The organism is Pseudomonas sp. H1_G08 (genome assembly GCF_054681355.1).
This window is the reverse complement of sequence record NZ_CP162822.1, coordinates 200,510-214,969: the sequence shown is the minus strand read 5'-3', so window position 1 is coordinate 214,969 and position 14,460 is coordinate 200,510. Positions and strand designations below refer to the sequence as shown.

Annotated in this window: 16 protein-coding genes and 1 pseudogene; all 17 read right to left on the bottom strand. The window is 60.2% G+C overall.

The annotated features are described in order from the left end of the window. Nucleotides 1–56: 56 nt before the first annotated feature. The 17 genes and pseudogenes from AB4N85_RS00955 to AB4N85_RS00875 all read right to left on the bottom strand — a co-directional run bounded on the left by AB4N85_RS00955 (nt 57) and on the right by AB4N85_RS00875 (nt 14,451). The gene (locus AB4N85_RS00955) at nt 57–1,106 is read right to left on the bottom strand and encodes a phage baseplate assembly protein (protein WP_460066610.1); all 1,050 of its coding nucleotides are present in this window, start codon (nt 1,104–1,106) and stop codon (nt 57–59) included. Nucleotides 1,107–1,109: 3 nt separating this feature from the next. Next, on the bottom strand, nt 1,110–2,348 hold the full coding sequence (locus AB4N85_RS00950) for a DNA circularization protein (protein WP_095180509.1): 1,239 nt from the start codon (nt 2,346–2,348) through the stop codon (nt 1,110–1,112). Further along, a pseudogene (locus tag AB4N85_RS00945) lies at nt 2,335–4,234 on the bottom strand (phage tail protein). Before AB4N85_RS00945 ends, AB4N85_RS00950 begins: the two are co-directional and overlap by 14 nt. Nucleotides 4,235–4,364: 130 nt before the next feature. Then, nucleotides 4,365–4,661: a phage tail assembly protein gene (locus tag AB4N85_RS00940; RefSeq protein WP_150743329.1), complete on the bottom strand. Its 297-nt coding sequence runs from the start codon at nt 4,659–4,661 to the stop codon at nt 4,365–4,367. Next, nucleotides 4,658–5,005: a phage tail tube protein gene (locus AB4N85_RS00935; RefSeq protein ID WP_007908779.1), complete on the bottom strand. Its 348-nt coding sequence runs from the start codon at nt 5,003–5,005 to the stop codon at nt 4,658–4,660. The genes AB4N85_RS00940 and AB4N85_RS00935 overlap by 4 nt, the downstream gene beginning before the upstream one ends. A gap of 67 nt (nt 5,006–5,072) precedes the next feature. Further along, nucleotides 5,073–6,569, bottom strand: a complete 1,497-nt coding sequence (locus AB4N85_RS00930) for a phage tail sheath subtilisin-like domain-containing protein (RefSeq protein ID WP_071174557.1) — start codon at nt 6,567–6,569, stop codon at nt 5,073–5,075. After that, nucleotides 6,569–6,751, bottom strand: a complete 183-nt coding sequence (locus AB4N85_RS00925) for a DUF2635 domain-containing protein (protein ID WP_024011856.1) — start codon at nt 6,749–6,751, stop codon at nt 6,569–6,571. The genes AB4N85_RS00930 and AB4N85_RS00925 overlap by 1 nt, the downstream gene beginning before the upstream one ends. Then, the gene (locus tag AB4N85_RS00920; protein ID WP_252877582.1) at nt 6,748–7,332 is read right to left on the bottom strand and encodes a phage tail terminator protein; all 585 of its coding nucleotides are present in this window, start codon (nt 7,330–7,332) and stop codon (nt 6,748–6,750) included. The genes AB4N85_RS00925 and AB4N85_RS00920 overlap by 4 nt, the downstream gene beginning before the upstream one ends. A gap of 157 nt (nt 7,333–7,489) precedes the next feature. Beyond that, nucleotides 7,490–8,512, bottom strand: coding sequence for a phage late control D family protein (locus AB4N85_RS00915; RefSeq protein WP_252877581.1), 1,023 nt, complete (start codon nt 8,510–8,512; stop codon nt 7,490–7,492). A 9-nt stretch (nt 8,513–8,521) separates the two neighbouring features. Next, nucleotides 8,522–8,734, bottom strand: a complete 213-nt coding sequence (locus AB4N85_RS00910) for a tail protein X (RefSeq protein WP_056783262.1) — start codon at nt 8,732–8,734, stop codon at nt 8,522–8,524. After that, complete coding sequence (locus tag AB4N85_RS00905) at nt 8,727–9,110, bottom strand: phage tail protein (RefSeq protein ID WP_460066603.1); 384 nt, start codon at nt 9,108–9,110, stop codon at nt 8,727–8,729. The genes AB4N85_RS00910 and AB4N85_RS00905 overlap by 8 nt, the downstream gene beginning before the upstream one ends. Then, entirely contained in the window at nt 9,110–11,083 is a 1,974-nt protein-coding gene (locus AB4N85_RS00900) for a phage tail tape measure protein (protein ID WP_052392155.1), read from the bottom strand. Before AB4N85_RS00900 ends, AB4N85_RS00905 begins: the two co-directional genes overlap by 1 nt. 128 nt (nt 11,084–11,211) lie before the next feature. Next, on the bottom strand, nt 11,212–11,793 hold the full coding sequence (locus tag AB4N85_RS00895) for a phage tail assembly protein (protein ID WP_460066600.1): 582 nt from the start codon (nt 11,791–11,793) through the stop codon (nt 11,212–11,214). A 152-nt stretch (nt 11,794–11,945) separates the two neighbouring features. Further along, a complete protein-coding gene (locus AB4N85_RS00890) occupies nt 11,946–12,452 on the bottom strand; it encodes a phage major tail tube protein (RefSeq protein WP_039762530.1) in 507 nt (168 codons plus the stop codon). Beyond that, nucleotides 12,452–13,618, bottom strand: coding sequence for a phage tail sheath protein (locus AB4N85_RS00885; RefSeq protein WP_460066597.1), 1,167 nt, complete (start codon nt 13,616–13,618; stop codon nt 12,452–12,454). The genes AB4N85_RS00890 and AB4N85_RS00885 overlap by 1 nt, the downstream gene beginning before the upstream one ends. 2 nt (nt 13,619–13,620) lie before the next feature. Next, on the bottom strand, nt 13,621–13,806 hold the full coding sequence (locus AB4N85_RS00880; protein ID WP_039762525.1) for a hypothetical protein: 186 nt from the start codon (nt 13,804–13,806) through the stop codon (nt 13,621–13,623). Between the two features lie 99 nt (nt 13,807–13,905). Continuing rightward, nucleotides 13,906–14,451: a DUF4376 domain-containing protein gene (locus AB4N85_RS00875; protein ID WP_305382320.1), complete on the bottom strand. Its 546-nt coding sequence runs from the start codon at nt 14,449–14,451 to the stop codon at nt 13,906–13,908. Nucleotides 14,452–14,460 lie beyond the last annotated feature (9 nt).

Here is a 14,460-nt window from a genome sequence, read left to right as displayed (position 1 = left end):
GCTATCGCGGGCAAGCCCGCTCCCACAGGGGCCATTGTCCCCAGCAGGATCCTGCGTCAGGCCTGGGATTGCTTCGGGGGCGTCGGATCAGGATCAAACGTATGCGGCGGCGCCACTTGCAGCGTGGTTACCGAACCCTGCGCCGACAACGAATAAGTGACCTTGGAAATCAGCATGTCACCATCGAAATCCAGCACCGGGTCCTTGACCCTGACCAGCGTGTTATGGCGCCACAAATCGCCATTGCTCTGCCGCCAGCCCTGCACCTGATAGGTGGTGGTCTGCGCACGGCCCATGCGAGTCGCGCTTTCCCATTGGGCACGCTGCTGCGCCAACTCAAAGGTCAGTTGCGTGCCTTCGTTGATCACCGTGGTGCGCCGCCGTTTGAAACTCAGGTCGGCCGCCGTCGACTCGACTTCGCTGACCGCCGCGCCGCTTTTCGCATCCGAGCCTTTCTGCTGGCCGATCACCCGATACTCGGAGAACACCTGGCTGAAATCCATTGGCGCACTGGCCGACAAGATATTCTTGCCCAGCTCCAGCGCATCGCTGGCGCGGCCGCCGCTGCCGGGTTTGGCCAACACCAACTGGCCCAGCTCGTTGTCGGTGGAAAACACCCGCAGCAGCGACAGCAATCGGTCGATCGACTGGAATGCCGTTTCACCCGGCACGATGGTGTGTTTGGTCAGGCGTGTGGTGTCGCTGATTTCATTGACGACCCACAGTCCATATTCGCTCGCCAGATCGCGGACGATAGTCAGCAAGGGTTGTTGCTGCCATTGGCTGGGCAGGTTACGAGCGGCGCAATCGACCAGATCCTGGGTCTTCGAACTGCCTTCGATGGTCAGGCTGATCTGCCGCCCGTCATAGCGGATCGGCGCCTTGAACACGTAACCGGTGAGCACCAGGTCCTTGCCGATTTTCACTTCACAGGGGTCACCGGGTTTAATCGGTTTGCTCACCGCCTGCCCCGGCCATTGCCAGGTAATGTCGAGCTTGAAGGTGCGGAACTGACGCTCGAGATCGGCGGTGATTTCGACGCTTTTCCAGCCGCCGTATTCCATGCCGTTAACCGTCAGTGTGACGTGGTTATCCAACTCGTCCATGGTTCACTCCCTGGAGACTTTCACATCGCTTTGCGGGAGGTACAACGGATTGGTCACGCCGTTGCGCTGCACGACTTCGGTGACTCGCGTGGCGTCGCCAAACTGTTTGTACGCTATGACCAGTGCTGGAAGGCTTTCCTGAAAGGATTTGCTGACCAGTCGCACGCCCGAGGATGCCACGGCCTTGAGGTGCGCAACCAAGGCATCCTGCACGTCACTGATGGCTTGATAGTGATCAGGATCGGCCTTGTTTTTCGCCCCTTGCAGCGCCTCCACCAAATCCTTTTGCAGCGCCTGCAAATCATCCGTGGCCGGGACTTCCGGGCGGGTGACTTGCTGATGGGCCTGCTGAGCAACGGTGGGCGTCGACGGCAGTTGCAGCGCTCGGGTGGCCACTGGCATCGATGCGACCCACTGCGCCACTTTGACGATCAGCGTGTCCTGCACCAGATCGGCCATCGCCTGCGCTGCGGCATTGGTGTCCTTGCCGGTGGTGATCTTCGGCGCATCAGCCTTGCGAATCGCTTCGAGTTGCTGCGACACGTCGGCGATCACGCCACGGTAGCCTTCCTTGGCGAACGCTTTCAGTTCCTGGATATCGCCGAGCAAACCGTTGAATTCCGCCGCCACTTCCTTGGGCAGCTCTTTCACGGCTTTGACCAGTTCAGTGATCTGGCGGTACTGCTCGATCAAAGGTTTCAATTGCTCCTTGATCACGTCATAGACGCCGGTAAGGCTGTTGCGCAGGTTGGTGATGCCGATCCGCGCAGCCTTGATCAAAGTCATCGCCTGTTCGAAACGCGCCACCGCCGAACCCAGCAGCCCGTCGGCCTTGGCCAGCAGCACTTTCTGCGTGCTGACCGTGGCGGTCGGAAACGGCAGGGGTTGGTCGGGATAGAACTTCAAGGCGAACGTCACCAGCCCACCGTCCTGGCGGGTGTGAGTCATGTCGCATTCGCCGACCTTGACCTGCAGGCGTCCAAGCCACGGATGCACCAGTTCGCCACGGCCCTGCTCCAGCGCCTTGAGCAGCTTGTCGCGCTGCTCAAGGCAATCGGGGCCGATGATGAACGCGGTCAGATCGTGAGTCTTGGCCTGCTGGCCGAGGTCCTCGAAAAACGGCAGGTCGCGTTGCGGGTATTCATGCAACTGCCCTTTGCGACCGACCGGGGTTTTCGCCTGGTCGATCCAGAAACCGACACCGCGAAAGGATGCCGGCAATAAACGGTCACGCCAGTTCATTGGGAACCTCCCATCGACAGCGAGCGATAGCCGATGCGTGAAGACACGGCCAGGCCCGGTTGATTGGTTTGCGGTTGTTCGGTACGCAGGCCTGCCGGTGCATTTTCGAAGCGCACGGTCAGGCCGCCTTCAAGTTGCGTACGGTTGTTGGCGGCGCTTTGCTGGATCAGCGCGCTGGAGGTGTGTGGCAACGAACCGCTTTGCAGCGTGCCGTTGCCGGCAGTCGCTGCGCTCGCGCCGAAGAACGCCGGTGCGAGCTCACCCTTGCCTTCGGCATTGGTCTCGCGTTGCGCTTGGGTCAGCGTTTCAACCTTGCCGGTGACCTTGGCGATCAGTCCGGCGAAGCCACCGTCGAACAACTCCTTGATCGGCGCAATGACGGTTTGCAGCTTTTGCCACAACTCGCCGAACCACTCAGTGATCGGCCCCCAACTCTCGATGATCTGATCTAGCGGTTTCCATTCGAACAGACTGTGCAGAAAGTCCACGACCGGCGCGGACAGCGCCAACACAACGCCCCAGAGCGCCGAAAAGACCTCACCGATCGGCTGCCAATACTGGGCAATCTGCTCCAGCGGTGACCACTCGAACAGGCTGGTGAAAAAGCCCCTGACTCGCTGCACAGACGTTTGCAGCGCCATCCAGATCGGTTCGAAGAAACCGACAACTCCACCCCAGGCGCTGGTGAGCATTTCCATCGGGAAAAAATCGAACATTGCCCGCAAAGTATCCCGGGTGTTTTGCACAGCCGATTGCAGCGTCGTCAATATCGGCTGGAAATACGCAACAATGCCTCCCCAGGCGCTGGTGATCATCTGCATTGGCGAGAAGTCGAACAGCGACACGAGGAGTTCTTTAGCCGGTAGCGCGACTTCTAGCAGGCCGCTGAACATCGGTTCGAAGAACGCGACAACACCACCCCACGCATCGGTAATCATCTGCATCGGCGAGAAATCGAACAGGTTTCTGAGAAATGCCATCACCGGCACACTCAAGGCCTTGAGCAATTCCCAGATCGCCGAGAACAGGCCGGTCAGCGGCCCCCAGTTTTCAATGATCATCCCCGCAGGCGACCACGAGAAAACCGACTTGAAGAAGTCGATCACTGGCGCCGTCACGACCGTGACCTTGTCCCAGATAGCCGAGAAATATCCCGTGACCGGTTCCCACAACGCCGCCAGTGCCGCCAGCGGTCGCCAGTCGAGTACCGAGCGCAACGTCGCCATCGCACTCGCCCCGATGTTTTTCACGCCCTCCCACATCTCGGTGAAGAACGCGCTGATCGGCGTCCAGTTGGCCACGATCAAACCGGCCGCCACGGCAATGCCCAGGGCGATCAGCATGATCGGGTTGGTCTTGAGCACCATGCTCATGACGTCCATCACCTGCGTCATACCGGTGACCGCGGTTTGCATGGCGGAGAAGGCAATCGCCCCCGCAGCCAGGCCTTCGACCAGTTTCGGATTGTCGGCGAGCAGGCTGCCAACCTGCGTCAGCATCGGCTCAAGCCCGACCACCAAGGCCCCCACCGCCGGCACCAGCGCGGCGTCCACCGCCGCCGAAACCTTTTGCATCGACGCGCTGAACACGTTCATGTTCTGTGTCGCTGCTGTCGGCGCGGCGGGCAGATCGACGGTTTTCGCCGTGTCGCTGACTTCGCTCAATTTGCCCTGGAACGCTGCGGCCGATTTGATGCCGTCTACAAACGGCGTGATCACGCTGCCGCCGTTGAACAGACCACTGATGTCCAGTTTGCCGAGGCCGGTCTGCTCGAGATTGTTTTTAAAACTCTCAACCTTCATGCGCAGGGCGCCCAGTTTGGGCGAGAGTTCATCGATGCCGGTGATCAGCACCGGTTTCGGGGTTTTCTTCTCTTCGTCTGCCATCACTGCACCTGCTGCATCGCATTGATCCGTTGCGCGTGCTCCAGCGATTCGCGGAGCACATCCAGTGGCCTGGCCATCATCTGTTCGGGGTCAACCTTCCAGAACCAGGCCAGGTCATAGGCGACCGCGATCAGGTCGGTGATGGCGCCGACGCCGCACTCATGAAAAAACTCGCAACAGCCCAGCTCAGTGCATTGAGGTCAGCCAGATCGAGTTGGTTGACCGACGACGGCGGAATGCCGGCGCACACGGCGATGTATTTGGCCGCCACGTCCATGTCGAGGCTGACTTCTTCGCTCTTGTCGATTTTGTAAGGCAACGCCTTGATCGCTCGCACTTCCTGCACCGTCGGGCGGCGCAGGGTGAGTTCGGTCAGAGGCTCGCCGTGGGCTTCGATCGCTACCTGAAGCTTCACGGCGCCGCTCATTGCCAGGTCCCCTTGATGCCTTCGAATTTCAGTTCGATGGTGGCGTCGTCGCCCTTGGAAACTGGCTCCTCGACCAGATAGGCGCCGGCCAGCACGTAGACTTTGCCGTTGCTGAATTCGCAGGTGACGGTGATATCAGTGCCTTCGATCAGCTTCTTCAGCGGGAAGTCGGCGGTGTGCAGCGCGGTCACTTTGAACGACGGTGCGATGTCGGTTTCCTTGTAGAAACCGGGCACGACGGTTTCACGTTTGACGGCCATCAGCGGGGCTTCGCAGCCGCCATTGATGGTCAGTTGTGCGCCGTCGACCTTGACGTAGCAGGTGCCTGCAATCAGTTGACCCATGGTGTTTCTCCCTTCAAATAAAAAGCCCACGCGAGGTGGGCTGAATGCTTAGCGCCGACTGCGCGGATCAGGCCGCGTCGTCGTACTGCAGACGGAACTGGTTGAGCAGTGCGAACACGCGCAGACCGTTGATGTAATCCGGCGGGAACAGCACGTTCACGCGGCTCGGGTCCTGCACGTCGCGCTCGACAATCAGGTGCTCGGCGAACAGCTCGGCGTTCTCCACATGGCCTTCGAGTTCGAGCTTGGCGTACTGCGCGATCAGCTCGCCGCGAATGGTCGCAGGCGTGACGATCGGCTGACCGGCGCCGAAACGGGTACCGTCGGAGGCCAGTTTGTGGCGGCCGTATTTGCTGGTGATCACGCTTTGCAGACGACGCACGATGAACGCCGACTGGTGCATGGTTTCGCTGTCCAGATAGGAGTTGTCGGCCTGGCCGTAGGCGTTCTTCTGGTAGGTGGTGATCGAGCGCTGGATGCGCACGTAACCGCCTTCGTAGTACGCCGTAGCGATGCCGTAATTGAGCAGCGACTGACGCTCGGTCAGGGTGAAGCGCTCGCTCGCCGGCGCCGGGTCAACACCCGGCAGGCTGCCGCTTTGCGTCGGACGGCTGGCATCGGCGGAGATGAACACCGCCGTGCGCGCAGCCAGTGCCGCCGCTTGTACCCAGAACGGTTGTGGTACGCCCGGCTCCAGCGCCTGGATGGTCATGTGCTGATCGTTGCGCGCCTGGCCGGCAGCGACCAGCGTACCGACCGTGCCGCGTTTGGCGCTGTAGACGTGACCGAACAATTGCTTGGCCCACGACCAGCGCCCGGTGCTGTCATCCATCACCGCTTGCCAGGTGTTGAGGGTGGCCAGATCGGACCACGGCAGCGCGATGAATTCGAACGGCTCATCGCCCAGTGCCGCGACAGCGGCGATCTGATCCGGCACACCGGCGCCGCCGGTCATGGCGGTGATTGCGCTGGTCAGACCGGCCGGAGTTTCTTCGCCGTTGCTCTTGCCCAGGCGATTGAATTGCAGGCTGATGTCGTTGCCGCTGTCGCCGGTCCATTTGGCGGTCAGGGTGACCACGCCTTCGGCAGCCGCCGCGCTGACCGGCAGGTCGGCAGTGGCGTTGATTTTCTGCGCCAGTGCAGTGGCCGCTTGAGCGGCGGTGGCGCCGTTGACCACGGTGGCCTGCACGCGCACGCCGCCGACATATAGATTGAGCATGCCTGCCTGGGTCGCGGTACCGGTCAGGGTCAACACACCCTTGGCGATGGCGCCTTCGGTGTTGTGCAGCGGCAGGCACCAGATCTCGCCTATCGGGTCAGCCTTGCGGAAGGTCTCGTACATCGAAGCGAGCATCGAGCCCTGGCCGCCGATGCTTTTCGCCAGCGCCACGCTGGAAACCAGCACCAGTTTGCCGACTTCAGTCGGGGCAATATTGTCGTTGACCTGGGCGACGATCAAACGGCGCATGGCCGAGGTCGCGCTGTTGGCGGCCGAGTTGTCCATTTCGGCATAGAACAGCGGCACACGAATGTCCGCCGGGATGTTGCTGAATCCGATCGCCATTATTTGGCTCCCTGTGGTTTAGCCGCTTTTGCGGTTTTGAGTGTGATATCGCCGTCGGCCAGACGCCGGCGCCACCAGGCGCTGTCCAGCACTTCACGGCCTGCGGCCGGCAGCAAGTCGCCGGCCTCCGGGTCAGGTACGACACGGCCAGCGGCCGGCACTACGGTGATGCGGTTGCTCATGGGGTTACGTCTCCAGAGAAAGTCATTTCCACCCGGCCATCCGGACCCGGGCGTTGCAGATTGGGGTCGGCCGGATCGATCGCATCGACCCGCACCGTCATCCCGGTAAAAGACGACAAAGCGTCCAGTTCGCGCTCGTGCCAACTCTCCGCAGGCTGACTTGGCAGATTGCGGCCGAGCTGGAACTCGGCATAAAAACGCAGCCGATAGAAGGCGCGGCTGCTGTTGATCGAGACCATCTCGCCGCCGTCGTAGACGATGGCGCTGTAGTCGGAATCGGGTTTGAACCCCACCAGCGCACGCCACAGTTCGGCGCGCAGGTCGTGCAACCCATCCAGCGCTTTTGTCGCGTCGGTAGCGTCAAGGGCCAGGACGATTTCAAAGCGGTCGCGGATTGGTTGGGTGGTGAGGTTTTGTGTGTTGCTGTTGCTGGCCAGATCGGCGATTGCCAGCACGTGGGCCGAAGGTGTTGGCAGATCCGGGTTGCCTTGCAGCAACGCCAGATCGACACCCACCGAAATGTGATTGGCAAGCCCAGGGCATTGCCCACGCAGTTGCGTGAGGATCGGGGTGATCTTCATGGGGGTGTTCCGAAGTAAGAGAAATTACAGTGAACGCCGCAGTCCCTGTGGGAGCGAGCCTGCTCGCGAATGCGGTCGATCAGTCACATCGATGCTGAAGCTGACGTCCCTTTCGCGAGCAGGCTCGCTCCCACAGGAATAAGCACTCGGTTCAGGATTACTGTTCCGCCTTCGGGTCCAGGCACGACGCATCAATCAGGCAGCGATAGCTGTTCTCGCGACTGCCGCTGGCGGTGACCTTGTCGATCGACCAGCGTCCGCGCATGAAGTCCGGCCAGCTCTCATCGAGCAATACCAGCCCTTCGGCCGCGAGCCGTGGTTCCCCCGGGCAAGTGATTTTCACTTTGTATTTCTGCCGCAACATCTTGCGTACTTCGCCCTCGCCAACTGCGATGGCATCCGCTTCGCTGGGCTGCTTCTGGCGCACCGTCTTGAACGGCGCTACGCCAGTCTCGATCCAACGCAACACCCCGGCCGCCGCATCCCAGAAACAGGTCTTGCAGCCCTTGACCTGCTCGCGGGCCGATTCTTCCAGCGTGGCGCTGATGAATGCGTGATCGCCGGGGCGATTGTTGTGGGTAACCGACAGCGTCACGTCCGGCAGAATCTGCCCCGACAACGACTTGGTCTGCCCGGGCCGCGCAAGCACATAGACATCGCCGTAAGGCTTGGCGACGACGTTGTATTTTTTCGCCAGACGCGTGACAAACCCCATGTCGGTCTCGTTGGACTGGTCGATGTGCTCGATGCGTATCAACGAAATCTCAGGCGCGACCCGTGGCGAAAATCCGTGCAGCTCCACCAGCTTGCGAAATAAACCACCCAGCGTCGTTGGCCCATGACTGGCGGTGCGGCGCTGCTTGAAGCCGGTTTCATCATCCTTGCTGAATGGCGCCGCAGTGGCCACCAGGGTGAGGCGAAACGGAAACAGTGTCGGCGTCAGACGCGTCACTTTGAACAGGCCTTTATCGACCATTGCGGTTTCTCGATAACCGACTTGCAGGCCAATCTTGCCGCCCAGATTCGGCAACCCCTCAAGCCCCTCCAGATCGATAGTCAACGTCAGTTGATCGGACTCGAAACCGGCGGCGTCGATGTGCTCCCAACTGATCAGGCGCTGATTGAGCAGGGCCGCGTTGGCCCCGTAGATATTCACTGCCGGCGTAAATCCCAGTGCCATTCAACCTCCTTAATCCCACGCCGTCGCTGCTTTGACCACGGCGGGTTTCACATCCAGTTCCGGTAGCACGATCCAGACGCCGGCGGGCAGAATCGGCCCGTGTTCGGCCAGGGTCGGGTTGAGCTTCCACAGCACTTCTTCGGCAGCGTCATCACTGCGCCCGGTTTCGCGGTAGAGCAGCAGATTCACCGAATCACCGGCCACACTTCGTGCTTTACGCATTGTTGAACTCCGCTAGTTCGATGACCCAATCGACTACCATCGCCGTACCGTCATCGATGATCTGGGTCTGGCTTTCCTGAACGCTGCTGATCCGCCACAGGCCCCAGTTTCGACCAATCCCGTCGATCAACGGCAGCGGGATACGCAGCGCCTGCAAAGCTCGCAATTCATCGAGCCGATCCATGGCTACGGCGTACATCGACTTGCCGGTAATGGTCAGGGTTTCCGGTTTCTGTCCCGTCTGGCTGGACTTGGGTTTGCTGGTGAGGATCTGTATCTCGGTCCATCCGCCGTCAGACTTGCGCAGCAACTGGTGGTACGCAAAGCTGCGCGACAGGCCGAAGATGAAACTGCCCAATGCCATTTGTTGTTTCATCAGGCGACTCCATCGGTCAGGGCCGCGTCGCGGCGGGTGGCAAGGGGGTTGTTGGTGAGCAGCGGGGTCATTTGCATGAACTGGTTTTGCAGATGCTGCGCGACCAACATACCGATCTTGTCCGAGCTGCCGGGGTCGCTGCAGTAGACCTGGACCGAAGGTGCGTAGGTCACGTGCTGGTTAGACGCATGGGCGCTCGCCAGATCCTTGCTCACTTGGGCGGGCGCAGAAAGCGTGTCAGGCGCGGTGATAGCAAGTCTTTCACTCAAAGCAGTTTGCGCGTTTCTGCTCGATGCCGGAATCGCCTGCGAAATCGCCTCCAGAGAAACCGTCGATGGCCCGAGGTGCGGCGTATCGACCAATGATGCTCGTTCGCCAATTGCCATTTCCGCACCGGCCGCAGGAGCCAGACTGGCAATCTCTGTCACCGGCTTGTCCGCTGCGAGCCTCGATGCAGAATCTGCTGTTGACGAAAGATCGGGGGGATTCGCCAGGGCGCTTCCAGGTATCCGTTTGCGCAACCGGTCTTTCGCCTCATCGACACCGGCGTCCAACACAAGATCGAATAGCTTTTTCAGGGCTGAACCCAAAACAATGACCCCCGCCGTGATCGTCGGATGGTCCTCAGCGAATTCACTCATCCTGTCGATGCCGGCACCAGCAACGCTCAGCCCTTCAGGAGAAGGCGCCACCGCTTGGGCGCTGGCGATAGCCAAGCGCTCGTTTCGAGCAGTCTGAGCATTCCACTGTCCTTGCGGGGAATTGGAGCGTGCCAGTGCAGACTGGCGCACCGAACTCCGCTCACCGATCACCGAAGTCGCGTACTGACTTTTGTCCTTTACTTGCGAAAAGGCCTCGTTGACATCGCCCGGATTCTGCGCCAACAACTGCACCGCATTGGCGCTGTCAGCAAACAGGGTTCGCGCCAGCGTGGCGCGTTGTTCGACAGGTTTTGCGTGCAGCGCGGCAAGCACCGAGAGCAGCGCACCCTGGGCATTCTGCTTGTCGGGGTCATGCATTGCAGCGGTCACGGCAGCAGGATCAAGCCCCAACTGCTTCCAGGCGCCACGTTCGGCGGCGGAGACGCTGTCACCTTTGCCCAAGGCAGCTGAAAGGCTCTTCAACGCCTGCCCGGCATCGTCTTTGCCCGTTCCGCTGCGGAGCAAGGCTGCCGACAGCGCTGCGGCCTGCTCGGGCTGCAAGCCTGCAGTGAGCGCCGCCTCGCCTGATTGCTTGAGTACGGCGCCGATGTCGGCGGACTTGACGCCACCCGGCATTTTGCCGAGCAGGTGTGTCGCATCCGCGAGGTCAAACGCCTGATCGCGAGTGAGCTTCATCGAGGTGCGCCACACCGTCATCATCTCGGCGACTTCCATCGCTGGGATTTTGAGTGCCGACGCTACGACCGCAGCGTCGCTGGCGAAGTTGAGCAGCTCAAAAGACTTGTCCGACGCGTTGGTCAGCTCATTGCCAATTCCTGAGTCGGCGGCCAGCGTTGCAACCTTGATCAGTTCGATACCGCTGGTGCCTCCCGCCGCCACCATCGGCTTACTGGCCATGATCAAGCTCGACAGTGCGATTTCGTTGGCCTGCACTGGCGTCAATTGTGCCGCGCTACCCAGATCGGCCGCCGCCGAATAAAAGTCAATCGCCGGCCTCACACTTTCTGGTGCCTTGGTCCGCTCGGCGGCCTCATCCGGCGCTGCCGACGCGCTGGTGGCTTCACCGTTCGCGGTGGAACTCAACGAGAGCATCCGCAAGTTGGACAATGCCAATCGCAATGAATCGATCGCTGTCGTCAACGCATCGATCCTGATACTTGCGGTGACGAGCGCCTGACTCAGCTGGGGATATTGATCGCCGATGATCGGTCCGGGGCCGGGGTTTGCCGCAGCCATGTTCAAGCGGATATCACCGGTTGCTGCGCCCCCCCGCTCATCGGCATTCATCGGCGCAAATTTGCTTTCTGCCATGCCGCTCTACTCCTGTTTCACGCCAAGGCGAGTGATCGCTATGTCGTAGCGGCGCAACGCCTTTTCGGCGTCCCATTCCAGAATCTCCGCTTCACTTACCGGGTAAATGAGCGGGACGATATCGAGGATTACTTCGATGTCGCGTTCCGAAAGTAGGCCGCCGGCTGGTTTAAAAAATCGTCGATGCGCACCTGCAATTGCGTCCAGTCCGGGACGGTCAGGTGGGCCAGATCGGGGATCATCAGGCCGGTGCAGTGGGCGGTGATGAATTCGGCGCGTTCCTTGGCCGTCTTCAGTTTCTTCATCACTTTGGTGGCGCGCAGCACGGGCATTTCCAGGCTCAGCGAAGTCACGGTGCGACCGGTCACGGCGAGCGGTTGCAGCAATTGCACCTGATCGGGATCGTCGGATTTCTCCGCGTCCTCGATCTGGTCAAGAAAGTACGCACTCGGCCGGGTCGACATCTCATGGACGTACTGAGCGATGCTTACGTAGTCCGGACGTTTGAGTTGATCGAGCTCTTTCACCGACAGGCCGGTGGCGAGCAGCGCCAGCTCGAAGAACTGATCGTCTTCGTCATCGCCGGCGCGCTCCAGCGCATCTTTTTGTGCGGCGTAGAACAGCGGTTTGAGCTGGATAGATTCGATCAGCGAGCCATCGTCGCCGGTGATCGGCGACAGCAGTTCGTGTTGGGGGGGCATCCACGGCATGTATGAATTCCTTGGTGATTCGTTTAGATCCACTGTGGGAGCGAGCCTGCTCGCGAAGGCTTTGGCACATTCGACATTGATGTAACTGAACGACCGCTTTCGCGAGCAGGCTCGCTCCCACAGGGTTTTGTGATTTGCCGGTAAACCGGGGTTTACGGCATCAACACCGCACGCCGTGCATCACCGAGGATGTCGACGCCGTTGAGCACGAATTTCTGCGTGCGCACGTCGATGTCGATCACCGGCACGCCGTTTTCCAGGCGGTTGTAGGTGCGGCAGGACAGTTCCAGATTGGTCTTGGGCTTCTCGCCCATTTTCACTGCGGTTTCCTCAAGGGATTTCAACTGGCCGCCGACGGTGTGGTAGGTGAACCAGGTATTGCCGTCCTGATCCTGACCGGCTTCACGCACGTTGAGCAGGATGTCGTCGCCCAGCTTCACGCCCAGCGCCAGCAGCACCTCGGCGCCGAGGCCTTGCAGGGTCAGCTTGGCGCCGAGCGCTTTGCCGCCCTTGGCCATTTCTTCGACGATAAAGCGTCCGCCGCGCATCTCTTCCATGTCGAATTCGATTTTCGGCGGGGTGAATTCCTCAACGGTCGCCGACAACGGCAGGCCTTGCAGGGTGGCCGCGATGGCCTGTCTTACGCGGTTGGTAAACATTAGAGAACGTCCTCCAGGAACTGCTCGATGATTTCATCGCGGGCGTTGAGTTGATAAACCATGTGTTCGTTCGGCGCGTAGCGGCCGTAGTCGATGACCACGTACCAGGTGCCGTTCTTGTACTTCTCGACGCTGTTGAGTTCCGGGTGCAGATACACGCTGCCGCCAGGAATGGTTTCGTCGGCGACCAGGGTCTGCAGCCAGTCGTTGATGCGCTTGACCTCCTGATCCATGAAGGATTTGGTGAGGTTCTTGGCCATGGCTTTCTGACCGGCCTTGACCAGCTTGCGGCTGATCGCATCTTCGAGGCCGACGTAGCTGATGAACTTGCCGGTGATCGAGCGGTTACCCAGCAGCGAGAGGCCGCCAAGCACGGTGCGGGCGTAGTAGCTGACGCCGTAACGGTTGAGCAGATCGCCTTCGGTGGACGTGTCGAGGATGTTGTACTCGACGACCCGCGAAACGTCTTCGGCGAAGGTCACCTGGTTGCCCGGGCTCTCCCACTGCTTGACCTTGGCCAGCGCGGCAATCGCCAGACTGGAGGGCGACAGGAAGACGTTTTTCTTCGCCGCTTTCGAATACACGGCGGGCATGTTGTGCACCACCAGGCAACGGTCGAAACCGAGTTCGGCGCCGCCGAGTTCCTGGCTGTACAGCACCTGATCGGACACCGAGACATCCTTGCCGTCCAGCACTACACGGGCCTTGATGCGCTTGCCGAACGCGGCGAACTCGCCGGCCACCGCTTTAGTGCCGGTGAAGCCCGGCGCGCCGATGATGGTCAGGTCTTCCGGGACACTGCCCAGCGCCGCCAGACCGAGCTTGCGGCCAGTGGCCGGCTCGACACCGCCGATCACATTGTTGACCGTTTCGGCCGGCGTCGCGCCTGCTTCGACGATGACTACGTACACCGGCACCTTGACCACTTTGAGGATCTGGTAGACCGCGTGATACAGCGTGCCCTCTTCCGAACCGGTCGGATCGAGCAACGCGTGGGTGGTGAAGCTGTTGGTGCGGAACGGCGCGTTACGCGGAATCAGCGGATCGGCTTTCGGCGCAGTGCCGACCAGACCGATGACGTTGTCACCCAGGCCACCCATGGCCTCGGGGGATTCGGTGGCATTGACGGTAATGCCGTTGTGCTCGAAGTTCAGAACCTCAGCCATGTTCAGTCAGCCTTCTTGGCAGCGGCCTTTTTGGCCTGGGTGATAGGGGTTTTCGGCTCAAGTCGCCCGGCAAAGTGCAAGGCACTGGCCTCGACATCGAGCAGATCGAGTTCTTGACCAACGCTCGACCAATGCCCACCGCCGGTGGGGAATGGGACGAGCACGGTGTAGGTTTGGCGGGTTGCCATTTTTCGTTTCTCCATAAACGGGAAAGCCCCTCGGGAGGGAGGGGCTTTTTGGGGGGGGGGGGTTGAAGGGATAAGAAAAAGCGCTTGAGGTCGGGGCGGTTATAGCTCAGGAAGGTTGTTTAACCGGGCTGAGTTTGGCCAGCCTTGATGGATCATCTCCTCAGTACATTCACCAGACTCAACGGCTGCCAACAATACTCGTTCACGATCAAAACAATCTTGAACATGGGTCCGAATCAAAGTCGCCATTGCAATTATCTGGGCAGCCTCCAACTCGGCGAAACCTTCAGAAAACTTCCATGCACACTTGTAAGACGGGTCTAGAATTGCAGCTACCGCAGCACTTGCGACCAATGCCTGACCGTCTCGCGTGGTATCCGCTGTAGAGCCTTGAAATTCCACACCAGATGTTTCCCGGTGGAACCGTTCAACAGCGATTAACTTTGCAAAATCTACTTTGTCTTCAAATGGTATTTTGGTAAGCGCTCCATCGACTAGACACCATTGTCCTGTCATGTCTATCGCGGACTGCAGCCAAAGTTCTTCGCTAATGCGAACCGCTCCCTCGGGTATATCGCAAACACCTCGAATCAGGCGATCTTTAATGTGGCCTGACTCATCAAACGTCATGTATTTGTTAGTCATATTTTTTCC